The following is a 23,323-nucleotide window of genomic DNA, read 5'->3' as shown; positions in this document are numbered from 1 at the left end:
TTTCCAATGTGAGCGATTGCTCATAACCTGATCGATATGTTTTACACGAAACTCACTCACGGAGCGAATCAACATGCGCGTCATCATTGCGGGCGGCGGGATCGTCGGACTGACTGCGGGGATCGCCTTCAAGGCGATCGGCTGGGATGTGCTGGTCTGCGAGCAGGCCTCGGAGATTCGCGCGGCGGGAGCGGCCATCGGCTTGTGGCGCAATGCGCTCGATGTGTTCGGGGCCGTCGGCGTGGGTGACGCGATCGCGTCGATCGGCACGACGGTCGAGACATGGTTCTACGATGCGAGCGGCCAGCCGTTCAGGGCGCCAGGCTTCGATCCCGTCGATCACACCTTCCTGCTGGTGCCTCGCCCCGAACTGAACCGCAGGCTCGCAGCGGCGGTGGGCGTCGACAACATTCATGTCGATACCAGGGTGGTCGCGTTCAACGAGCACGCCGATCACGTGAGCGTGACGTTCGACGACGGCAGCGTCGAACGCGCGGATCTGCTGCTCGGTGCCGACGGCGCCTATTCGGCTGTGCGCGCGCAACTCATACCAGGCTATCCGGCGCAGGCGCATGCAGGACACCACGTATGGCGCGGCATGCTCGCGGCGGGCGATGAGCCTGCCGCGGGTTCCGTGTTGACCGTGGGGCATCAGCGCGCACGGGGCGGTTTCACCCGCACGTACGGCAATCAGGTTGTGTGGATGGTCAACCAGTTCGACAGTGCAGCGCCCGCCGGGACGAAAAAGGCAGAAGCGTTGCAACGCGCCGCGCTGCTGAACGACGCGGGCTGGAACGACGCACTATTAGCGCTGATCGAGCGCACGCCCGAGGCGCAAATCCTGCATAACCCGATCATGTTCGTGCCGCCGCTGCCGTGTTGGACATCGTCACGTGTCGCATTGATCGGCGATGCAGCGCACGCGCTTTCTCCGCATATCTCAGCGGGCGGCACGCTTGGTGTCGAAGACATTCAGGTGCTGACTGATGCGCTGCAACGTCACGACGATCTGGCTACGGCTTTGCAGGCGTACGAACGCAATCGCCTCCCGCACTATGCGCGCGTGCGCGAGCTTGCCTATAGCGTTGAAATTGCGCCGGACGCGGCTGGCTACGCGCTCGAATACGCGCGCTTCAGTCACTGGATGCTTAACGACGGCTATCGGGCGTCGCGGCAGTGAGAGGGCGACGAGTATCTCTCACGGTATTGCACAAAGCGGTCAAATCGTGAAGCGATTTGAAAGCCTCACCGCACGCGATTTGATGGGGCGTGGATTGCGAAAATCCTTGAAGTGGCTTTCGCCAACCGCGGCGCCCCACGCGGTGACCCATCGTCGAGCCAAATCTTCCTCTTGCTGCGTTCGAGCAAGCAGGAGTCTCTGCATCGCCCGGTTCAGACGTGTCTTTGCATATGAAGTGCGTGAGCGCTTTTGCATGAATCCGTCCTCGCAGAGGGGGGCACGGCGGGTGACGCGGGAGGACAAGCGTAACACTTTCTTCGTGCTCCGTTGGTATGCGCAGCGCGGGCGCATGTCATCGCGTTTGTCCGCTGAGTATGCCAATGTCAATCGTCGCCGCTTTGCCTTGAATTGCACCGCGGCACAGACGCCGTTCGCTGCTTGCTCATCGGGTTTCTGCAAACCTGATCAGGCCCACGTTTGTGCGAGCGCCGTGATCTTCAGTCGCAAATAGTCGATCAGTGCCTGCGTTGCCGGCGATGGATAGCGATTGGGCAACGTGAGGATATACAGCACGTCTTGCATGCCCGTCACACGATATTGCGGCAGGACGCGCACGAGGCCGCGATTTGCTGGGGCCTGGGAGATGTAAGCCGGCAGAAGTCCGATGCCCAAACCGTCGCAGACCGCTTCCGCAAGAAAGGGGTAGTCCGTCGATTGAAGCGCGGGGCGCTGTGTGATGGGGTAGGCATCCTCCTCTCTTTGCCGGTGGACGAGCGTCATCGTGATCCGCCGGTCAGGATGCGGTGTGGCGAGCAATGCGTGTCCGTCGAGATCGGATGGTGCGTTGATCGGATCATGCGCTTCGAGGTAGGCGCTGGACGCATACAGATGCCAGTCGATCCGGCATATATTGCGGGCAACGCAGTCCAGCGGCGGCGAGGGCGGGACGCTCAACGCGACGTCGACTTCCGCCGCGATGAGATCGTCGATGCGGTTATTGAAAGTGACGTGAAGGGTGATGCGGGGATGCGCCCGCGCGAATTCGATCAGCATCGCGCCTATGAACATTCGGCCGCAGCCAGTAGGCACGCTGATGCGGATACGACCTGTCAAGGTGAGTCCGAGACTGTCGATCGATGCACGGGCCGTACTGAGATCGTCCAGCATGCGCTGGCCGCAATCGTATAACGTGTGGCCCGCCTGGGTGAGTTCGAGGTTGCGCGTCGAGCGACGCAGCAACTGGGCGCCAGTTTCGCGCTCAAGCAACTTCAGTCGCTGGCTGATATTGGCGCGTGTCATGCCGAGCTTGCGCGCCGCGGCGCTGAGGCTGTGCGATTCGACAATCTCGACGAAAACACCAATAAGGTTCAGATCCATGATCGCGGCTAGTGCTTTCGTTGACTGGCGCCATTCATAAAGACTGTAATCGAATTCACGGCCGGTCGAAATCCGCGCGAAAGCGGAGTGCAAATACCTCATACGAACAGGACGTAAAGGAGCATTTCACGAGAACGCTGCCGCCGAGCCTTTCAGGCAACAGCGGCAGCGAACTACCAGGCATTCCTCATCGGAGTGACGCAAAGCTTGTGCGAATTTCGTCCGTGAAAGCCTGCGGCTGTTCCCAGGCGGCGAAGTGTCCACCTTTGGGCAGACGGCTGTAATGGATGAGGTTCGGATACGCCTGTTCGGCCCAGGTTCTGGGTGCGGCGTACAACTCGTCGGGAAAAACGCTGACGGCGACCGGCAGCGTCACGTGCTTGGGCTCGAAGAAGTTCAGCTTGTTTTCCCAATAGAGCCGGGCTGATGATATGCCGGTTCTGGTCAGCCAGTAGAGCGTCACATTGTCGAGCACGTCGTCGCGAGACAGGCCTTCGGACTGCCCTGCGAATACACGCGCGATAAGCGCCTGGCTGGCCGCATCATGATCCAGCATCCATGCTGCGAGACCGATCGGCGAGTCCTCGATGCCATACAGCGTTTGCGGCCTGCCTGCCATTTCCTGCGCATAACCCAGGCCGTGTTTATAGAAGAAGTCCAGTTGTTCGTAGGCGTGCTGTTCATCGGAGGAAAGACCGGCTGGCACCGGTTGTCCGTACTTGAGCGACTGGGCGATATTGTCGGGCACGGTCGCGGGCATGTTGGTGTGAATGCCGAGCAAGCCAGGAGGCTGGAGCAGCGCCATTTGCTCCGTAACGGCGTTGCCCCAGTCGCCGCCCTGCGCGACATACCGCGTGTAGCCAAGTCGTTGCATCAACACGATCCATGCGCGCGCGATGCGCTGGGGATCCCAGCCGGTCGCCGTTGGTTTCCCTGAAAATCCATAGCCTGGCAGTGACGGAATCACGACGTCGAATGCGTCGGACGCTTTGCCGCCATAAGCCGTGGGATTGGTGAGCGGGCCGATGATTTTCAATTGCTCGATGATCGATCCTGGCCACCCGTGTGTGACGATGATCGGCAGCGCGTCAGGATGTTGCGAGCGAACGTGGATGAAGTGGATGTCGAGGTCGTCGATCGTGGTGACGAATTGCGGCAACGCGTTCAGCCTCGCTTCGACTTTGCGCCAGTCGTAGTGCGTCGCCCAATAGCGCGCGAGCCTTTGCATCGTCGCAAACTGCACGCCTTGCGAAGCGTCTGCTACCGTTTCGCGTTCCGGCCAGCGCGTGGCGTTGATGCGCTGGCGTAGATCGACGAGTTGCGAATCGGGGACGTGGATGTGCAGTTGCCGAAGTGCGTTGCCGCCGCCGCTGCCGATGGTTGTGATATCGGCGAAGTTCTGCGTGGACTGGGCAAAAGCAAGCCGGCTCAACGAGGCGGCGGCGATAGTTGCGGCGGTGGCGCCAACGAAGCGGCGACGCGATGCGAGGGGAGGGGATTTCAGGTTTGCCATGTTGGATATCTTTTGAATCAATGAATAGGAATCCAGAATAATCGGGGGGGGAATGCTCGTTCATCAATCAACCAGGAAGAACCAATATGGCGCGAAACCGTGCTGATTGTTACTGACTACCGTGGTTGGGCGTATGCGGCACGAGCAGCGGCATGCGTCTGGGCACGAGTGACCGGCTTATCGTGAGCCGGGTCGCTTCGTACGAGGGTCGCTGGGCTATTGCGTCTGTCCTGTGAGAGGTTCTATCGCCGACCGACAAGGGATCGATTCTTGATGACGTCCGCCAATTTGACAATCTCATCGACAATTGACGGGCCGTAAACTGTGAGTGAACAATGAACTCACCTTATCTGGCGGCAGCGTTCAGACGGGGCGTCCAGTGCGCAACTGCACCGGGCTTCGCTTAGGGGAATGGTTGCTTGTGAGCGGTGCGCAGCATGGGCGGATGAGAACCGCAATGGCGCTATTCAAACCGGGGGACGTGGTGGCGGTGGACGCATTGACCTACTGCGGAACATAACTACTGAGGAACGCATGCGACACGTGAAATGGCTGGCGGGTTTTGCAGGTGAAACGGTCACTAAAAAGGCCGCTGTAGCGATCGCACGAGTGGCTCACATTGGCCGCACCCGGACATCGCTCACGACGCGGCCAGCACTGCATCGTCACCGGGATGTCCCATGCGGATGCGGGCGCTACGCCGCCCCTTGAGCGGCTGCGCAGACGCCCCTTTATCGGCTGCTCGCCAGGCCTCGCGCTGCCGGGCCAACTCGCCGCTATCGGTCAATCACACTGCCGCGCCGCCGGTGTGCGCGAACGGAGATCGCAGGACGATTGCATCGTCACGTTCAGGGCCCGTGGTAATCATTGACACCTCGACGCCGACTTCCTGCTGAATCGCTTCGATCAGCGTCGCGGCCTGGCTGGGCAGTTCTCCATAAGAGCGGATTCCCCGCGTTGTGCCTTCCCAACCGTCAAAGCGCTTGAGAACAGGCCGCAAGCGCTGCTGCTCGGCCGAGGCTGACGGCATATAGTCGATGCGCTGCCCATCGAGTTCGTATCCTGTACACAGGTAGACGGACTCGAAGCCATCCAGGACGTCCAGCTTGGTCAGCGCCAGCAGATCGATGCCGGCGACCTTGCAACTCTGGCGCAGTTGCACCGTGTCCAGCCACCCGCAGCGACGCGGGCGACCCGTATTGACGCCATACTCGGCGCCGCGCTGCCGTAGCAGGTCGCCGGTCGCGCCGCCCACTTCCGACGTAAATGGGCCTTCGCCGACACGCGTTGCATAGACCTTGCTGACGCCAAGCACCTGCCCGATGCGCGACGGCGCGATGCCCGCGCCGCTGGCCACGCCGGCAGCGAGGGTGGTCGACGACGTCACATACGGATAGCTGCCCCAATCCACGTCGAGCATCACAGCCTGCGAGCCTTCAAACACCGTGCGCTGACCCGACGCATGAGCGCGGTCGAGCCGTTCCCACACGCGCCCCACGAAAGGCAGGATTCTCGGCGCCATGGCGAGCAGGTCGTTCAGCATCGCGTCTCGCGGGAAAGGCTCCAGACCGAGGCCGCGGAACCACGCGTTATGGTGCGCGAGCAGCCCATCGAGCTTTTGCGCAAGCAGTTGCGGTTCAGCAAGGTCGCAGACCCGCAAGCCTCGGCGACCGACCTTGTCTTCGTAGGCCGGGCCGATGCCGCGCAGCGTGGTGCCGATTGGTTGCGCGCGCAAGCGTTCCTGCGCGGCATCGATCGCGCGATGGACGGGCAGAACGAGGGTGGCCGTCTCGGCAATCTGCAGCACGTCTGGCGTGACGCGAATGCCCAGCGCGGCCATACGGTCGATCTCCGCGAGCAGCGCCTCGGGATCGAGGGCGACGCCGTTGCCGATCAGGCCTGGCTTGCCGCGCACGATCCCGCTGGGAAGCAGCGCCAGCTTGTAGGTCTGGCCGTTCACCACAAGCGTGTGGCCGGCGTTATGCCCGCCGTTGTAGCGAACCACGAGATCCGCTTGCTCGGCGAGCCAGTCCACGATCCGGCCCTTTCCTTCATCGCCCCATTGCGCGCCAACGACAACGACATTCGACATACTGCAGTCCTCCTGGTGACTTAATCGAACAGATCCGCGACACGATCTGCTGCCAAGCGGCTCAATATAAAGGCCCGACGTCGTCACGAAAATCGATATAAACTCATCGAATCTGTCAGGAAAACTCACATAGAGATCGACCGCATGCCTCGCCGACTGCCACCGTTGAACGCACTTCGCGTATTCGAAGCCGCCGCGAGGCTCGAAAGTTTTTCTGCCGCAGCGGACGAGCTTTGCGTCACGCATGGGGCCGTTAGCCGTCAAGTGGGGCAACTGGAGGCCTGGCTTGGACACGACCTGTTCGAGCGCCGCGGCCGAAGAGTCGTCCTGAGCGCGCGAGGGCGCACTTACCTGTCGGAGATATCGGCGGCGCTCGACCGCATTGCGCTGGCCACCGACGAGCAGCTCCGGGTGACGCGACAGCAGATCATCAGGGTCAATGCGCCGACGACTTTCGCATTGCGATGGCTATTGCCGCAACTGTCCAACTTCCAGCTGAGCCATCCGGCGGTGGAAGTCCGGCTGACGACTTCGGACGAACCGATCGAGCGGCTCCACGATGAATTCGACGTCGCGATTCGCGGCAGCGAGCAGAAAGCGGCCGGGTACGTGGTCAATGAGTTTCTGGCGGAAGTCCGGCTGCCGGTGTGCTCGCCCAAGGTGCTGGAATCGCACCCCATTCGCCAGCTCTCCGACCTCGCGCACCACACCCTGCTGCACACGGCGACCTATCCGGGCCTTTGGGCCGAATGGCTTGCAGCGTGCGGCAATCCCCGGCTTGCCGGGAGCAATTCGCTGCAGCTGGATCACTTTTATTTGACCCTGCAGGCCGCCATTGATGGCCTGGGTATCGCGATGGGGCCAACCGCGTTGGTCGCGCTCGATGTCCAGGAGGGACGCCTCGTGTTTCCGTTCGACGGGCCGACCCTGCCAGCGTGGCGCTACTGCAGCTACGTCAACAATGCACGCCTTGGCGATCCCGCCATCAATGCCTTTCTGATGTGGCTGCGCGAGCTGGGGCAACGTTTCACTCGCAATGTGTGTTGAATAGAACTGACTTCATGAATATCGATAAGAACTCAATTCGGCATTTATGAAATCACTTTGAGTGAGTCACATTGCTTTCCAGCGTTGTTCTTCTCGAAGACGCCCATGTCGACGAGATGGCGCGAACGGGCGAAAGCGCCGGGAGTGGCCTGAAACTGCGCCTGAAACGCGACGATGAACGCCGACACCGATGCATAGCCCAGCCGCGCAGCAACGGCGCCTACAGCCATCCCTGCCTCCAGCAGAGGCAACGATGCAAGCAGGCGCAACGATTGTCTCCATTCGACAAACGAGAGCCCGGTGTCATCGCGGAAAAGGCGCGAGAGCGTTCGACGGGTCGCGCCCACGTGCTGCGCCCAGTCATCCAGCGTACGTGCATCGCCAGGATCGGCGCGCAGGGCGCGCGCGATCTTGAGCAGGCGCGCATCCTTTGGCATCGGTACCGACAGGGGCGCCGCGCGTAACTTCCTGATGCGATCCATGATCAGGCAGACGAGGGCGTTATTGGCTTCGTCGGTATCGTAGTGGGGCGACAGTTCCGCGGTGGCCGCCACCAGTTCGCGCAAAAGCGACGTGACGTACAGCACGGCCCCCGCTTGCAACTCATGTTCGCCGAACGCCTGTGAATCGAGGTAAAGGCTGTGGAAGCTCACGCATTCACGGGTCGACACGGCGTGCTGCATGCCCGGGGGAATCCACATGGCGTGATGAGGCGGCAGCAGCCGGCGGCCCAGCGGCGTGCGTATTTCCAGCACGCCGGCCGTTGCGTAAGTGAATTGCGCCCAGGGGTGGCTATGCGTTTCGACGAAACCGTTGCCCGGTATCTCGAATGCCCGCACGAACAGCGGACGCGGCAGCACGGTCATCGGCGGGACGACGTAACTGTTGTGGCCTTGTCCTGCTAGCAACATAAGGTGTCCTCCAGGCGCAATTGCCCGTGCGGCACGCATGATAGCGTGTTGTCTCCACATTTCTCCAACTATTCCATGAGCACACATTCATCTTCCCGCCGCCTCAGCGTGGCTGCGGTACGCGCACGCAAGGGCGCCGGAAACCTGGTTTCGCTGACCGCCTACACAACGCCCATGGCGCGACTCGTCGATGCGCAAGCCGACATCATCATTGTCGGAGACTCGCTCGGCATGGTGCTTTACGGCATGCCCAGCACACTGGGCGTGACGCTCGACATGATGGTCGCGCATGGCGCGGCCGTGGTGCGGGGATCGACAAGAGCCTGCGTGGTGATCGACATGCCGTTTGGCAGCTACCAGGAATCTCCAGAGCAGGCGTTCCGCAGCGCCGCGCGACTGCTCGTCGAGACAGGCGCGCAGGCGGTCAAGCTTGAAGGCGGCCAGGAGATGGCTGAGACGATTCGCTTTCTAACTGGGCGGGGCATTCCCGTCATGGCCCATATCGGCCTCATGCCACAACAATTCAATGCATTTGGTGGGTTCAGGGCACAGGGACTGGATGCGCACTCGGCGCAGGGTATCCTGGAAGCGGCGCTGGCTGTACAGGATGCAGGCGCATTCTCGGTGGTTATCGAAGGCACTGCCGAGGCGCTCGCGAAACACCTGGCCGAAACGCTGGAAATTCCGACCATTGGCATAGGCGCCTCGGCCGCCTGCGACGGGCAGGTGCTAGTGACCGAAGACATGGTGGGGAGTTTCGATGCCTACACACCGCGATTCGTCAAACGCTACGCAGAGGTCAACATCGCAATGCAAAGTGCGATTGAGCAATACGCCAACGAAGTACGCGAAGGGGTCTTTCCGCAGCGGGAGCACTGCTTCGGATACGGCAAGCCGCTAATGCTGGCACCTGCCACAACCGCAGAGAATAAAGAACATCGCGTGGCACTTTAAAAGTGGACAGCGCATTGGATGATGTGGAGGTCTGCTTTGGGTCGCGCCGATGAATGGTTTATGTCGGCGCAGGTCATCGATATATTTACCGCGTTCTGCATTGCCGCTCAAATAATGCCTTTCGGGTAAATATCTGTTTTTCTTCTTAAATGGAGAAGAAGAGACGAATTATTTACGTTGGAGTCGCTAGAATTGTTCCGCCATTCATATTGCCAGCCAGATAAAAGTGGAATCTGGAAGCGATACTCAAATTGAATCAGGAGATTCTCCGCCGTGGAGCACGACAGCTATTCGACGCGCATCGATTCTGCAGACTGCACAACTTATACGGGCAAGCGCTCGCGGCGCCAACCTTCGGCTCTACGCCATGCGCTGAGGGGGGCTGCGTCGACGCCGGTCGCGCTCGACCTCAAGGTCACCGATCCGAACGGCTTCAGCTCGCTGGCCATCGCGCGCTGCTTCGACGCGACGCAAGCGGTGACGTGGCTGCGCGAGCATGGCGCAGACCAGCCGGATCAGGGCTACGCCGCCTGTCGCAAAGGTCTTGCCGAACGCCAAAAGTCGGCGAGCGCTGCACGCTGAAATTTTATGTCTTGAGAACTAGAAAATGAGTGTTTCACCGAGCGACGATCTGGAATACACCGGCGTTGGGCCCCTGAGCCTCGCAGTCGTTGAAATGATTGCGATATTTTTTGTTGTAATGTGGGCGTCCGGCGGCGGTGTCACGTCCGGTGGCGCTTTGGGCGCAGTCATTGCGCTGTCTGCATTTGCCTTGCTGCCTGTGTCTGTGATTGGTGGCATATGGGCCGCGAACTCAATCGCGAATGCGGCGCCACCCACCAATCGTGTTCCGGCCTGGGCCGCCGTCGCATTGCATATCGCCCTCTGCGTGCCGGGTTTGGTTGTGTTCTTTATGGGCGGCCTTTCGTAGCGCGCTCTTGCCGCTCGCGTCTACACTGCGCTTCGATCCTCAAGGACGAGAGAACGCTACACGGCATCGTCCGAGACCCTCACGACGCCAGTATCCTGGAGGTCGATCAGCCCATGCTGGTCACGGATGCGCCAGCGCGATGCGACCTCCACGGTGGCGCGATCGGCCAGTTCGCACACGGCCAGGTTCGCGTTGGTCAGGAAGTAGACGCGATGGTCATCCACTGCGAAATACGGCGTCAGGAAGCGCAGGCTGCGTGCGTCGATGCCCGGCAGCGGCTTGCGATAGCGATTGCCGAGCAGCATGTGCCCGCGCGCGTCGATCAGCAGATTCTCCCGGACGGCTTGCGCGGTATCGACATCGATCGGGCCCGGGCGGCTGACGATCTTGCCGTCATAGAGCAGGTCGGCATCGATCCGTGCGTATCGGTATCCAAGGCTCACGACGCGCGAGACGTCCATGATGGCGCGCTTGCGTGTGCCAGCGCAGTAAAGGCTCCTGGCGTCGCGCGCATAAGCGCCCCCCAGATACTCAAGGCTGTCGACATCAGCCTTTACGACCATCGGCGCGTGGAACTGCCACGTGTCCCATTCGAAGTAGTAGGCCTGCCGCGCATCGCGGTACCAGTGGCCGCCTAGCCGGATCAGTGTTGCTGGATCCGCGCCTTTGATGATCGCCCCATCGGACAACGCGTCATACGCCCCATGGGCGTAATAGCGCAATCCGGCCGCATCGACAGCGAAATGATCGACCACGTGCCGGAAGCTGGCCAGATCGAGATAGTTGAGTGCGCGATAGCACGGGTCTTCGCCATAGGGAACCCAGATCCGCTTGCCGTCACTATAGAACGGCCCGCCGAGTGGGGTGAGGGTAGCGGACGTGAGGGACGTGAGATGCTCCTGTTCCCAGTCGCGATCCGCCTGGATAGCGCGGGCGGCATCTGCGGCGGTTGCAGTCTGCTGCTCGGGCGTGAGCTTGTATTGCTCCATGTGGCTTGCGTGCAGCGACAACACCGATGCGATGCAAAGCACCGCCTGAGGTACGGCGCGCAAATACAGCGTCCAGTTTTCTTGCTGGCACTCGTAGAACCAGTGTCCTGCTTCGCCGCTCCAGTGCGATGCATCCGTGCGTGCCAGCAGCGTGGCCTTGAGATCCTTTACCTTGCCCGGCCAAACGAACGTGACGCCGTAATTGGCGTAGTCCGCGAATTCGATCGCAGGTTCGTCAAACAGCGCACGCAGGCGCAGCTTCAGATCCGCGACATCGGAGAGAGGGGTAGGCATGGAGGCTTGGTCTGGGAGATCCCTGGCGGCCGTTGCCCGATGGCGATGCCACGCGCCGAGGTGGCGACCGCAACGATCAGCTGGAACCTTCGATTCTATTCGCTTCTTTGCGTACAGCAACCCGTCCGTTGTTTCGAACCCAAAATCCGTTTCTTCGCCCGGCAGCTTTGTTCTGGTTGTGCAACGATAGTCGTGCAACTCGCAACTGTCTGCAGGTTCTGGATAACCGAATGGAGAGGGGAAATGGTAGAAGATGCCACGACACTATTTGTCGCTTCCGAGGACATTGCAACAGCGCTGGACTTGCTGGAGAGCGTTGAGATCGAGGTTGGATTCGAAAGCGACGATCCGGCTAGCATCGAGCAGGCGATGCTAGCCGTCGACGAGGCGATCAACACGCGCCTGATGGGGCATCGCGGTGATGCACGCATTGAATCCGCGATCCTTCGCGTCAAGTTCGACTTCCGGTGTGCGATTCTTGATCAGGCCTCGTCTGGAGAGGGCGATGAGGAGGTCATTAGCAGCGTCCATTTCTTGCACTGAAGATTTCGGGCGCATGTAGGCGGTTCGCCGGGCGGAATGGGGGGCGTCATGGCGAACCGGGCTGGGGGGCGGCTCCTGTACGAGGCAGGCCTGGCATCAGATCCGCCCGCTATCCACATTGCCGATACGCTCGAAGACGCCCTTTGGAATCGCGGGCAGAGGGCGCACACAAGTACTCCATTCTGTCCGCCGCTAATCCGGGCAACATCACGGGTCATATCTTCTGTGTCGCCGGTCAGCTAGCCAGCCCCTATTCGATGGTAGCCCACGGGGCACATTTTCTGCCTGGTTCCGCATTTTTGTATCCCAAGGGACACATTTTCAATGCTGCCTTTGTAGCCTGTGGGCTACAATTCAGGCTAACATTGGTACTTCTGATGCCTTGGGGCTACAAATGACAACGCTGGCGGATGTTGCAAACATGCTGCGAGAGGCCCGTCGCGAGGCAGGACTCTCACAAAAGGATCTCGCGGAGCGCGCCGGTCTCGCGCGCACGACGCTGACACGCATGGAGACGCTCGCACGTGGCGACATGAGCGTGTCCGCACTCGTTCGCCTGCTTGAGGCAGCGGGATTTGATCTGCGAGTCGTCAAACGCGGCCATGGCCGCACGCTGGACGACGTGCTTGCCGAGCAGCGCGCAGCGGGAGACTAATGCATGCGTCTTCATGTACACGTCAAAGGCAAACTGGTCGCCCATCTCTATCGTGAGGCAGACGACTACGCGATGCGCTACGCCGCAGACGCCCTTGCCGATGATTTTGTCAGCCTGACCATGCCCGTACGCGGGGATGCGTGGGTGTGGCCTCGCGACCTGCATCCCTTCTTTCGGCAGAACCTGCCAGAGGGCTTTCTTCTGCAGGTGATTCGCGAGGAGTTCGGGCCTTATCTCGACGGCACGGATCTTTCACTGCTGGCCGTCATTGGCGGGTCGGGCATTGGCCGCGTAACCGTTACGTCTGAAGGGGCCGCTCCAGGCGGCGAGCTTGAACCGCTCGATTTAAAAAGTCTGCTGCACGATGACATGACGACGGCGCATTTTGCCGAGCTTGTGCGGTATTACGCGCGCGCAGCCATTTCAGGTGCGGTGCCCAAGTTCCTTGCACCCGATAGGCCTTCGAATCAGGCACCGGTTGGCAAGCAGACACTGCGCACCAGCCGGCACATCATCAAGGGCTCCGACGAGCAGACCCCGTATCTTGGCTTCAACGAACACTACTCCATGCAGGTGCTGGCGAGACTCGGTGTTGCGCGGGTTGCCAATACCACCATGTCGGATGACGGTCGCGTACTCGTCGTAGACCGCTTCGACGTCGACGAACAGGGGACGCCCGCGTACGGCGTGGAAGACGCCTGCAGCCTGTTAGGCCTGCCTCCGCATGAGAAATACCGCCCGTCAACCGAGCAGGTCATCAACGCAACGAAGCCCTACATCAGCGCAGCAAACTGGCGGCAGGAGGCCGAGCAACTCGGCTGGTTGCTCATTACCAATTACGTCGTACGCAACGCAGACTGCCACGCCAAAAATATTGCACTGCTTTATTCGGGTATCGACGACGTCATCTTTACGCCCGCGTACGACATCGTGACCACGGAAGCGTACCCGCGATTCGCGAACAATCCACCCGGGCTGAGCGTCGATGGTCGCAAAACCTGGACGGCCGGCAAGACGCTGGAGCGCTTTTTCAATACGCGACTTGGCATCCCGCCCAGGCGATATCGGGAAATGGTGGAGGCGCTGTGCGATTCTGCCGTGTCGACTGGAAAAGATATCGTTGAAGCGGCGAAAAACGAGACACGGTGGCGATGGGTTGCGAAGCAAATGCTGCACGCCTGGAACGACGGAATGGCGTCGCTACGTAGCGCAAAACCGCGAGTGGCGTTGCGGGAACTGACGCCGGTCATCGAGGCGGCAGGCTTCTCCGATGCGGACAGATCCGGAAATGGGAAAGAGGTGATTGGGCGTTCGGAACTATTGGCAAACCAGGGCAAGGGCGGTTGATTTCAGGCCTTTTTGAATCTATCGCCCCCCTGATTACAGGCTTCGTGGATCAGGCCAAATACACGGTAAAGCTGCTCCAAAGCGGGTGTTGGCCAGCCATAGTCCCGGCGGCCTGGATCCCAGTAGTAAACGTGAGAATCGACTTCGTTCTCAACGAAGACTTGCCTTTTCATTTGCGACTCGGCTTATATGGCAGGGTTGTGCGCCACACGGGGTATAGGGCAATCAAGCGTATCCGGGATGCATGCAGACGGGCCTTTATTGCTTACAACGCCAACAGATTCGGGCCAGCGAGCGGTGCGCCGAACTGTTGGATCCGGCCGCCCTGCACGAGGTCGCCAAGGTCGATTGGGCAAAAGCCCGTTGACGCCAGCATTGACGAGACCGTCTTCTTTGCTTCGCTGTCGTCGCCGCAGACAAACATGACTCGCCGGCCGCCTGCTTCAGCCGGTTCTCGTTCAAGCACCTTGAAATAGAGCGTGTTGAGTGCTTTTACTACCCGAGCGCCCGGCAGCATATCCGCGACTATTTCGCTTGACGTCCTGCCCCCCAGGTCTGCCCGCCGATAATCGGGCGCATAGGTGAGCAGTGCGTTCGTTGCGTCAACAACAATTCGACCGTGCCAATCGATGTCTCTGTGCTGAAGCGACTGGAGTTGTGTCCACGGCAACGCCAGGACAACCACTTCGGCTTTTGCTGCGTTTTCGACCGATGCTGCAGAAGCGCGCGGGCCGAAGGACTCAACGAGTGAAGCCAGCGTGTCTGGCCCCAGCCTGTTGCTAAAAACAACCGAATGCCCGCTGCGAAGCAAGTGTTTTGAGTATGTTTGCGCCAGGTTAGCCGCGCCGATGAATCCGATTTTCATAGCAATTTTCATCTGAATTTCGCAATTCATCCCGGCGAGGTGGCCGTCTTTGCCGGTCTTGCTAACCCCGGCGGGATGAGGCGTATCGGAAGCTCAGACCTGTGCCTGGCCACCGTCCGCGGTGAATTCCGCGCCGTTGACGAAGCTCGAATCGTCCGAGGCGAGGAAGGTCACGACCTTGGCGATCTCCGACGGGTCAGCCAGGCGTCCAATCGGCACCAGCGAGGCCAGGTAGCTCGCCAGCCCGTCCTGCGCTTCCTTCGTGTCGCCGGCCAGTTCCACCAGTCCGGTGGTCAGCGTCGCGCCGGGGCTCACCACGTTCACGCGGATACCACGCTCCTTCAGATCCAGCACCCAGCTACGGGCCAGCGCACGTACTGCGGCCTTCGAGGCACTGTAGATGCTGAACGCAGGCGTACCCGTCGAGCCCGCGATCGAGCCGTTCAGGATCAGCGAGCCGCCTTTTTGCATCAGCGGCAAGGCCTTCTGCACCGTGAAGACCACGGCGCGGACATTGCGATTGAACGTGTCGTCGAAATGCTGACCGGTAATCTCGCCGAGCGGGAGCATCGAGCCGCCACCCGCGTTCGTGAAGACGATATCCAGGCGACCCTGTTCGGTGCGGATCTTCTCGAACAGCGCGTCGAGATCTTCGTCACGCGTGACATCGCCCTGCACGCCGCGCGCGCCGTGACCGATCGTTTCGACGGCGGCATCCAGTTCGGCCTGACGGCGTCCGGTGATGTACACCTTCGCGCCTTCTGCGGCGAGATCCTTTGCTGCGGCCAGGCCAATGCCGCTCGTCGCGCCGGTTACCAGTGCTACCTTGCCTTCGAGTTTCCTGCTCATGATTTGCTCCGGGTTGTTGGGTGTTGATGGATGCAACGATAAACGTCTGCACGACGTAGAAAAACATGGCGACTGCGAATTGATCTTCCATGTGCGTGGACAATCCACGGGCGCCGGGGTGCAGAGCATCCCTACCCGAAAAGCAAGGGCGCATTTAATCTTTTTTCATGAAAAATCAGCGGACGGCCCATGCGTTATCCGGACGAAACCGATAGATTGTGTTCGCCAAAAGATTCGCGGATTGACTATCCATTTCAGTCGATCAGCGGAGGAGACACTTAGGGGGGGGCCAGGAAAATGCGAACCACTTTCGGATTCCCGACTCAGCTAGCAGGAGTGAATATGCCTCGCAGGCGATACTCGCACTATGCTTCCGATATTGCGCGAGTGTCTTTGCCCTCAGTCCTCGTGCGGCATGCCTGCAGAGTGTTTGCTTTTGCCTCGCTTGAGGCCATCAGGCAGGACATACGCGTGGCGACCGACCTGCTTTTTGTTGCAGCCCATTTTTCCCACATGGGACTCAGTTCGAGCTATGCGAACTCGCTACAACGTTACGAGCTGGACGGCGCAGACGCCGCGAAGGAGTTTCTCGATAGGGAAGGCGTGAGACACACCCATAGTTCCGCCGTGTGGGATGCGATCAGCCTTCACACCACCCCGGGCCTGCCGGAGCGGATGGGTGGACTCACGCGATTTCTCGCCTACGGTGTGCGTGCCGATCTCTTCGGTGATGGTATCGACCGTTTTTCTGTGACCCAGAAGGAGGCCATTCTTGCAGAGTTTCCACGCGGTGAAGACTTTGCGAACAGCTATCTGGAAGCGTTGGGCAGAGGAATTGCACATCGTCCCGAGACGACTTTCGGGGCGCTCAGCGCAGACGTTCTTGAGCGCTACAGTCCCACATTCTATCGAGGGAACTTCTGCGGGCGCGTTCTCGGATCCCGTTGGGAAAGGAATTCAGGTGATACCTGATTCCAGGTCGCGCTTGAATGAGGCAGTGGGTTCCGATGGTCTGCCTGCCCAACAATTTATTCGTTGGCTGGAATAAAACCAGACTGTAACTGTTCGTAGAGTGAAAAGTCATTTAAGGAGATCCTGAATGCTTAACCTGGTCGCCTGGCGTAGACCGTTTCCGTTTGGGACGGCGATGCTTGTGATGCTTGCGTGCTGTGCCTCCGTGGCAAAGGCTGCTGGCCCGATAACCGATGCTGAAGCCATGTACCTGAAGGAAAACGATGCGGCAATGACGCGGATGATGAACGGGATGTCCCCGCGTCCGTCGGGTGACGTGGATCTTGATTTTGTTGCAATGATGGTTCCCCATCACCAGGGGGCGATTGATATGGCTGAGGCGGAGTTGCGCTACGGAAAGAATGAACAGCTTCGTCGCATTGCGCAGGAAATTGTCGTTGAACAGCAGCAGGAAATCGTGGCGATGCACGTAGCGATCGGACAGGCGCCATCAGGTTCAATCTCGCAGGAGCGGAAGACGGACGCATCGATCGAAGCGAGTCCACCTGCGTCATCTGGACAGGCTGAAGGCGGACACATGCGGATGTCGATGGAAGCGGGCAGGGAAATGACGCCGGGAGGGGATAAGTAAACGCAACAAAAAATATCGATCCCTATATCCCATGGGGCCGTGAATATAGTTCGCAACAGAAATCCTATTGGTTAGGAGTGGAACATGATGAAGTGGAGTTTCCATGCTCGCGCGATGTCGGGAGCATTTGTGTTCGCTTTGTCGGCATGTGCTTTCGCTGGCCAGGCGCCAGGCGCCGACGCAGCGCCGGACGTGCCGATCAGTCATCGCGATCGTGTCTATGCCGCTGAACAATTTTCGAATACCGTTTCTGTAACCGATCCCGCCGACAACCGGCTGGTCGGTGTCATCCGTCTGGGTGACCCTTCGCCCGGTAATTTCAGCCCGTTATATCGGGGGCAAGTGCTTGTTCATGGCATGGGTTTCTCGCCGGATCATCGAACACTGGCTGTGGTATCGATCGGCTCGAATTCCGTCACGTTCATTGATACTGCGACTAACGCAGTCAAACATGTGACGTACGTGGGACGTTCGCCGCATGAGGCCTTTTTCACGCCGGATGGCAAGGAAGTATGGGTAACGGTGCGCGGAGAGAACTACGTATCGGTGCTCGATGCGCAGACCTTCGAGGAAAAAACTCGCATCACGACGCCGGCTGGCCCAGGAATGCAGATTTTTTCGCCGGACGGCAAATACGGCTATGTATGTTCGTCATTTAATCCCGAGACCGATGTCGTATCAGTCGCTAATCATCGAATTGTTGGCAAGGTCAGGCAGGACAGTCCGTTTTGCCCGAATATTGCAGCGACGCCAGATGGCAAGCAGGTCTGGTTTACGTTGAAGGACGTGGGGCGCACCCAGGTATTTGAAGCCACGCCACCGTTCGCATTGCTCAAATCGATCGATACCGGCCCGATTACCAATCACGTCAATATCGTGAAGAACGCCAATGGCACGTTCGCGTATGTCACGGTAGGGGGGCAAAACCTGGTGAAGGTATTCCGGACTGACACCTTCGCTCAGGTCGCAACCATTCCGGTTGGCAGCCTGCCGCATGGGATCTGGCCGTCTGGCGACGGCACGCGCGTGTACGTCGGCCTCGAAAATGGCGATGCGCTTGCTGCAATCGATACGCTATCGAACAAGGTCATCGCACAGATTCCCATTGGTCAGGCGCCGCAGGCCGTCGCTTATGTGCCTGATGCGGTTCCCAGTGGCGATGGAGCGCAAAATCTGCAGGCTCTTGGCGTCGCCGGAAATGCCACGCATATCCAGATGAAATCGGCGTCAGGCGACGCGAATTTGCCGGGCGGTGCGCCGACCAGCGTCGCATTGTTCGATCAGGGGCTGTTGCAGGTATTGCAGGCCTCGGTGACCGGCCTCAAGCCGAAGCAGCCGTATGTGCTGGGGCTGGCGGGCAATCCAGATGGCAGCGGTGAGATCGAGAGCCTGGCGAATTTCATGACCAATCCGGCAGGCTCAGCGATCGTCAATGCAATTGGGCAGATCAGACAGGTCGTATCGGTGAACGATCCGCAGGCAAAGGCGACCCGGCGCTACCTGGTCATTGCCCCGCAGGTGGACGGAAAACCTGGGCCCGTGGTGCAAATACAGGTTCTTTGAATCGCGGGTTGAGGACGGCCTGTATGCGGAAATAGCAGGAGCTACCCGCTTACAGGCTTTCCGTGGCAGGCACAACCGGCAATTGATCGGCGATCGATGCGCGTAAATCCTGCAGCGCAGGGTGATACCACCAGCTCCCGTGTTGTGCGCAGTGCTCAAGCGCGGTCTCGACGGTTTCAATAGCGCGATCACGCTGGCCACTCGCAAGGAGCGCGGACGCAAACTCGCCAAGAACCATGGGCAACGGCGTCAGGTAGCCTGTCGAGATCAGCCGTTCAATGGATCTTTCCATCTCGGTCAGCGCGTCGTGAGTCAGGCGGCTTTCCATCGCGCGGGCGATCCACTCAAATGCATCGCAGCATGCCAGCCAGGCACGCAGTCCGGCTTTTCGACATTCGTTTTCAAGGCTCTCCACGGCAAGCATGAGGCTATTCGCGTTTCGGTGAAGGATCGCCAGGGGGATCGTCGCCTCCATGAGCACGTATGCCAAAGTGACCTCGTGTCCCGTGGCTCTCGCCGTGTCTTCCGCGGCTTCGATCTGTTGCAGGCTTCTACTCGGGTCGCCGAGAAACCACTGAATGCGGGCTAGCAGCGCGTGAGTGGCCGTCACCATGTCTGTGCGAACGCCGGCTGTCGACCATCTGACTTCCTGAATTGCGGGGGCCGCCAATGCCGCAATTAGTTCTTCGCGCGCCTCAGCGTGCCTGCCAGCATAGTGCAGCGTCATGCCGATGACCCTGCGACTCAGTGCGACCTGGAGCGGCGACCCGAGCGTCTGTGCCGCACGCTGGAACCGCTGCGCTTGAACGAGCGCGCTCATGGGCCTGCCAGCGTAAAGCTCCAGATTCCACAATCCCCAGATCGCACGCAGTTGCAGTCCGTGGTCGTTAGCGGCTTCGGCCAGCGCCAGAACCTCCTGCCATGCCGTCTCAACGGCAGGGTTAGGGCCTTCGGTGTACACCAGTGCGGCTGCATAGGCCGTCAGTATTCTGAGTCGCGTCTGGGCCTGTCGACGATTCTCCGTCGAGGTATGAAGTGCATCGATGGCGATGGCGGCCCAATACTCACACTCCTCAAGGCGTGGAAGCTCATACAACATCGGCACCGCAGTCCCAGCGAGATCGATGCCGAGATCAGGGCTGCCGCCTGGCCCGAATGCCCATGCCATGGCCGCCCGCATGTTCCCGATCTCGGCGCTGATCACGTCATGAGCGCTCTCGATCGGGATTGGCTCGTCCTTGTAAGGCCCCCTTTCGAAGAAGTCGCGGAAGTAAATGGCGTGCGCGTGCGCGGCCTCATCGGTTTCACCATGCTGGTCGAGGAGACTACGAGAAAACGCGCGCGAACTCTCCAACTGGCGAAAGCGTCGCGCATTCTGCCGGTCGACGTAGAGCAGCGATTTGGCGACAAGCCCGGCGACAGTCCTGGCCGTTCCGGCAGTTGATTGCCCATGCCGCTTCATGATTGCTGCGATTGCTTCGAGCGTGAATCCGTCCGCAAACACGCCTGCTTGCCGGAATAGTTGCTGTTCGTCTTTCGCGAGCAGCCTGTAGCTCCAGTCGAATACCGCTCTCAACGTCTGGTGGCGCGGCAGCGCATCGCGGGAACCGCCTGTGAGAATCGCGAAGCGATCGTCGAGGTGCGCGCGTACCGTGTCGAGTCCGAGCGTAGCCGCTCGCGCAGCCGCCAGTTCAATAGCGAGGGGAATACCGTCCAGACGCCGGCAGATCTCCGCGATCAAGGCAACGGTTGTTTCGTCGAGATCGAATTCCGCCGATAGCCGGTTTAGTCGATGCAGGAAGAGTTTGACCGCGTCGGATTCGAGCGTTTCATCCTTCTTTGCGCTCAGCGGTGGACAGGCAAGGTTCTGGACGGGATAGACCGTTTCGGCGCCAATGCGCAGCGCCTCGCGGCTCGTCGCCAGCACGCGGACGCCGGGATTGCCTGCCGTAATCGTCTGCGCGATATAGGCGGCACTTTCAATCAGGTGCTCGCAATTGTCGAGGATGACGAGGCATTGCGATTTACGCAAGCTTCTGGACATTTCCTCGACGCTAGTTGCGGTGCCCGTTACGACATCGGCAAAAATGGAAAGGACGGCTTCTTTCAGCTGGTGATCGTTCTGGATGGCCGCAAGCGAGATATAGCGGATACAGATGAACAAGTCCCCTGTGTCGCGGCAGGCCTCGATTGCCAGGCTCGTTTTTCCGATCCCCCCGGCACCGGTGAGCGTGACAACCTGATTGGACTTGAAGAGATGCAGAAGATCGTCGACAGCGTCACTGCGCCCAAAAAGGGTATCGACGAACGGCAGGCCCAACGAGTACACCTTGCTTTGGCGCGGCGCGGCCTGGGGCTGCGGCAGCAGGAGGTAGCCACGGCCCGGTACGGTTTGCAGAAGATCGCGGGCGTCCCCGAGTGCGCGCCGCAGCGTGACGATCTGTACCTGCAGATTGTTTTCTTCGACGATTGTCGACGGCCACGCATGATTGAGCAAAGCCTCCTTGGTGACGAGCGAGCCGCGGGAGGAAATGAGCGCTTCGAGAACCGCGAACGCGCGACTGCTGATCTGGCAACGCTGGCCGGCCCGAAAGACGGATCCATCCTTGATCGAGACGCGCAGGGGGCCGACCTCAATCATTCGGCCGCTCTGCTTGCCATGAGAGAGGGAATCCGTGCTTTGCGAGGAAAGGCGTCAGAGGCAGCGGTAGATGCAAGTTGCACATAAATTGACCAGCACGATAGAACGATATGGAACTAATAATAATGTCTATCGTAACAGGACAAATTTATGAAAAAGCGTGCATTCCCAACGCTTCCCAAAAATTTGAATCTCCACTCTTGCAAGTCCCTAGCTTCCTTTTCTGCGCAATTCGACGCAATTGACTGGCCGCGCCCGGGTTGCGTTACCGTTGCGCGAGTTACTTCGACCCGAAGGTCTGCTGGACGGCACGCCGTTGCTGACTCTGGCGGTCGGTCGTTCAAGCGAATGGGAATCCGGGACAGGCCGATCTACCGGCTGAGAAGCGGATAGCGCCAGTTCTGCGCGTTGCTGCCAAAGGAATCGTTGAACCGTATAAGGAATTCTGTACGTGACCGACAACCCCGTATAGGCGCGTATGAGCCATGAACTTTCGGCGAGTTCACTGATGGCCTCAAGCGCATTTTCCGCATTGAATCCCGACCGCTCCGCGATGCTTCGAAGCTCAGAGAGATCGGCTTCGGCTCCCGCGTCCAGCAGTCCTGCCAGAATCGCATGAGGTCTCACGCCGAGATCGGGCCATGTCCACATCAGCGCGGCATTTAACGACGCGTGCCGGCTCTCGCACATACGACGTACATCGCCGTTACACAGGTCGATATTCTGCTTGAGCAGAAGCGCTACCGATTCGATTCCGAGCATGGACGTATGGTAGGCCGCGAATTCGATCGCGAGTGGCAGGCCATCCATCTGTTCGACGAGATGGCGGGCACGTCCCATGAATTCGCCGGTGATGTCTATTTCTGGATCGAAACACCGCACTCGGGCAACGAACATTTCGACCGCAGCGTTCATCGTTTCGCACGGGTCAATTGCAAGAAGAGATCGAGTCTTGAGTACCTTTTCTGCCGTAATCCTGAGGGGCGTACGTGTCGTCAGCAATACGACTGTTCGTGATGCCTGCCTGAAGGCCGCACTGTCGGACAGGGCCCGGATCACGGCATCGCCGAGGCGGTCGCAATTGTCGAGAACGAGAAGCGCTGCGGGCCCGTCGAACCCTTCCGTACCACCAACTGATTGATGATCGCTGATTCGATCCAGCGCACGCTCAATCATTGCGTACGCGTCGTCCGCACTGGACTGCGACGCGAGCGAAAGATAGGAAACGGTGACTTTGTTCTGTTCGTCGAGATATCGAGCGGCTTCTTGCGCCAGCCTGGATTTTCCAACGCCCGCCGGGCCAGTCAGCGTAATGACTGAATCCGATCCCTCGCGAATCGCACAGATCAGGCGGTCGATGCATGTTTGTCGACCAAACAGGAACCCGCCCGGATGCGGAATGCCCAGGTCGAGTGCAGGGGGAACTTCAGGGCGTGGGTCGTGCGGCGTGCGGGCAGGTTCCGTGACCGCGGATGGCGGCCTTGACATTCGGTAGCCGCGTCCCGAAACCGTCTGGATAAGGTGGCGATTTTCACCCAGCAAGCGCCTGAGCGCGGCGATATGCACCTGGATGTTGTTTTCCTCGACGATCGTGGTCGGCCAGACCCTCGCCAGGATCTCATCGGTTGAAACGAGTGCTCCGTCTGCGTCGAGCAGCAGCGCAAGCAGGTCGAACGCACGACTACTCAGGCGGACAGCGACTCCGCCTCGAAGGACTTGCCGCGTATCGCGCTCTATTTCTAGTTCACCGAATCTCATCAGGGCAATCTAAATAGTGGGATCAGCGCATCGCAGTCACTGACGAGTCAGACCCAGGCGCGCGAATTCCGAAAGGTGTTGGTAATAATTCGCACCCCATTGCGCGTGACACAGCAGGATGCGTGTGCGGAGCAATGCCTGCCACTGATGCACACGCAGCCTGAGTGAAAAACGATAGATCGCCGCTGGCTGGAGTCGGATCGGACAGTAC

20 protein-coding genes are annotated in these 23,323 nt (G+C 59.8%); 11 read left to right on the top strand and 9 right to left on the bottom strand.

What is annotated here, in order from left to right; genetic code table 11:
* Window positions 1-73 precede the first annotated feature (73 nt).
* Entirely contained in the window at window positions 74-1,180 is a 1,107-nt protein-coding gene (locus BBA01S_RS33610) for an FAD-dependent monooxygenase (RefSeq protein ID WP_027820267.1), read from the top strand.
* A 465-nt stretch (window positions 1,181-1,645) separates the two neighbouring features.
* On the opposite strand, the gene BBA01S_RS33605 is transcribed toward BBA01S_RS33610, so the two are convergent.
* From BBA01S_RS33605 to BBA01S_RS33595, 3 genes are all read right to left on the bottom strand, one after another.
* Window positions 1,646-2,557, bottom strand: a complete 912-nt coding sequence (locus BBA01S_RS33605) for a LysR family transcriptional regulator (RefSeq protein WP_027820266.1) — start codon at window positions 2,555-2,557, stop codon at window positions 1,646-1,648.
* 187 nt (window positions 2,558-2,744) lie between these two features.
* Window positions 2,745-4,070: an epoxide hydrolase family protein gene (locus tag BBA01S_RS33600; RefSeq protein ID WP_027820265.1), complete on the bottom strand. Its 1,326-nt coding sequence runs from the start codon at window positions 4,068-4,070 to the stop codon at window positions 2,745-2,747.
* 787 nt (window positions 4,071-4,857) lie between these two features.
* Complete coding sequence (locus BBA01S_RS33595) at window positions 4,858-6,162, bottom strand: adenylosuccinate synthase (protein ID WP_027820264.1); 1,305 nt, start codon at window positions 6,160-6,162, stop codon at window positions 4,858-4,860.
* 144 nt (window positions 6,163-6,306) lie between these two features.
* On the opposite strand from BBA01S_RS33595, the gene gcvA reads away from it, so the two are divergent.
* Complete coding sequence (gcvA, locus tag BBA01S_RS33590) at window positions 6,307-7,209, top strand: transcriptional regulator GcvA (protein WP_027820263.1); 903 nt, start codon at window positions 6,307-6,309, stop codon at window positions 7,207-7,209.
* Window positions 7,210-7,253: 44 nt separating this feature from the next.
* On the opposite strand, the gene BBA01S_RS43965 is transcribed toward gcvA, so the two are convergent.
* Window positions 7,254-8,120: an AraC family transcriptional regulator gene (locus BBA01S_RS43965; RefSeq protein WP_063750585.1), complete on the bottom strand. Its 867-nt coding sequence runs from the start codon at window positions 8,118-8,120 to the stop codon at window positions 7,254-7,256.
* 75 nt (window positions 8,121-8,195) lie between these two features.
* On the opposite strand from BBA01S_RS43965, the gene panB reads away from it, so the two are divergent.
* The 3 genes from panB (at window position 8,196) to BBA01S_RS33565 (ending at window position 10,005) form a co-directional block, all read left to right on the top strand.
* Window positions 8,196-9,074, top strand: a complete 879-nt coding sequence (gene panB, locus BBA01S_RS33580; RefSeq protein WP_027820262.1) for a 3-methyl-2-oxobutanoate hydroxymethyltransferase — start codon at window positions 8,196-8,198, stop codon at window positions 9,072-9,074.
* Between the two features lie 273 nt (window positions 9,075-9,347).
* Complete coding sequence (locus BBA01S_RS33570) at window positions 9,348-9,656, top strand: hypothetical protein (protein ID WP_027820261.1); 309 nt, start codon at window positions 9,348-9,350, stop codon at window positions 9,654-9,656.
* Between the two features lie 25 nt (window positions 9,657-9,681).
* Window positions 9,682-10,005, top strand: coding sequence for a hypothetical protein (locus tag BBA01S_RS33565; RefSeq protein WP_027820260.1), 324 nt, complete (start codon window positions 9,682-9,684; stop codon window positions 10,003-10,005).
* A gap of 56 nt (window positions 10,006-10,061) precedes the next feature.
* Here the strand turns inward: BBA01S_RS33565 and BBA01S_RS45365 are convergent, their stop codons facing one another.
* A complete protein-coding gene (locus BBA01S_RS45365) occupies window positions 10,062-11,486 on the bottom strand; it encodes a hypothetical protein (RefSeq protein WP_156966172.1) in 1,425 nt (474 codons plus the stop codon).
* Window positions 11,487-11,531: 45 nt separating this feature from the next.
* Between BBA01S_RS45365 and BBA01S_RS33555 the strand changes: the two genes are divergently transcribed.
* The 3 genes from BBA01S_RS33555 to BBA01S_RS33545 all read left to right on the top strand — a co-directional run bounded on the left by BBA01S_RS33555 (window position 11,532) and on the right by BBA01S_RS33545 (window position 13,833).
* Window positions 11,532-11,831: a hypothetical protein gene (locus tag BBA01S_RS33555; RefSeq protein ID WP_027820258.1), complete on the top strand. Its 300-nt coding sequence runs from the start codon at window positions 11,532-11,534 to the stop codon at window positions 11,829-11,831.
* 394 nt (window positions 11,832-12,225) lie between these two features.
* Complete coding sequence (locus BBA01S_RS33550; protein ID WP_027820257.1) at window positions 12,226-12,486, top strand: helix-turn-helix transcriptional regulator; 261 nt, start codon at window positions 12,226-12,228, stop codon at window positions 12,484-12,486.
* A gap of 3 nt (window positions 12,487-12,489) precedes the next feature.
* A complete protein-coding gene (locus BBA01S_RS33545; protein ID WP_027820256.1) occupies window positions 12,490-13,833 on the top strand; it encodes a type II toxin-antitoxin system HipA family toxin in 1,344 nt (447 codons plus the stop codon).
* 265 nt (window positions 13,834-14,098) lie between these two features.
* On the opposite strand, the gene BBA01S_RS33540 is transcribed toward BBA01S_RS33545, so the two are convergent.
* Both BBA01S_RS33540 and BBA01S_RS33535 read right to left on the bottom strand, forming a co-directional pair.
* Window positions 14,099-14,710 carry an NADPH-dependent F420 reductase gene (locus BBA01S_RS33540; RefSeq protein WP_218004270.1) on the bottom strand — a complete coding sequence of 204 codons (612 nt, stop codon included), beginning with the start codon at window positions 14,708-14,710 and terminating at the stop codon, window positions 14,099-14,101.
* Between the two features lie 81 nt (window positions 14,711-14,791).
* Window positions 14,792-15,547, bottom strand: coding sequence for an SDR family NAD(P)-dependent oxidoreductase (locus BBA01S_RS33535; protein ID WP_027820254.1), 756 nt, complete (start codon window positions 15,545-15,547; stop codon window positions 14,792-14,794).
* 471 nt (window positions 15,548-16,018) lie between these two features.
* Here BBA01S_RS33535 and BBA01S_RS33530 point away from each other — a divergent pair, with 471 nt between their 5' ends.
* From BBA01S_RS33530 to BBA01S_RS33520, 3 genes are all read left to right on the top strand, one after another.
* Complete coding sequence (locus BBA01S_RS33530) at window positions 16,019-16,519, top strand: phosphohydrolase (protein ID WP_156966171.1); 501 nt, start codon at window positions 16,019-16,021, stop codon at window positions 16,517-16,519.
* 127 nt (window positions 16,520-16,646) lie between these two features.
* The gene (locus BBA01S_RS43955; RefSeq protein WP_042298337.1) at window positions 16,647-17,150 is read left to right on the top strand and encodes a DUF305 domain-containing protein; all 504 of its coding nucleotides are present in this window, start codon (window positions 16,647-16,649) and stop codon (window positions 17,148-17,150) included.
* Window positions 17,151-17,264: 114 nt separating this feature from the next.
* Complete coding sequence (locus BBA01S_RS33520; RefSeq protein ID WP_245641664.1) at window positions 17,265-18,713, top strand: YncE family protein; 1,449 nt, start codon at window positions 17,265-17,267, stop codon at window positions 18,711-18,713.
* A gap of 49 nt (window positions 18,714-18,762) precedes the next feature.
* On the opposite strand, the gene BBA01S_RS45360 is transcribed toward BBA01S_RS33520, so the two are convergent.
* Both BBA01S_RS45360 and BBA01S_RS33510 read right to left on the bottom strand, forming a co-directional pair.
* Entirely contained in the window at window positions 18,763-21,354 is a 2,592-nt protein-coding gene (locus BBA01S_RS45360) for a winged helix-turn-helix domain-containing protein (protein WP_052392011.1), read from the bottom strand.
* Window positions 21,355-21,564: 210 nt separating this feature from the next.
* A complete protein-coding gene (locus BBA01S_RS33510; protein ID WP_027820251.1) occupies window positions 21,565-23,112 on the bottom strand; it encodes a winged helix-turn-helix domain-containing protein in 1,548 nt (515 codons plus the stop codon).
* Window positions 23,113-23,323 lie beyond the last annotated feature (211 nt).

The sequence above is a fragment of the Paraburkholderia bannensis NBRC 103871 genome (assembly GCF_000685015.1).
In the GTDB taxonomy this organism is placed as follows: Bacteria; Pseudomonadota; Gammaproteobacteria; order Burkholderiales; family Burkholderiaceae; genus Paraburkholderia; species Paraburkholderia bannensis.
Note: the sequence above shows the minus strand (reverse complement) of the source record. Positions and strands in the feature narration are given on the sequence as shown.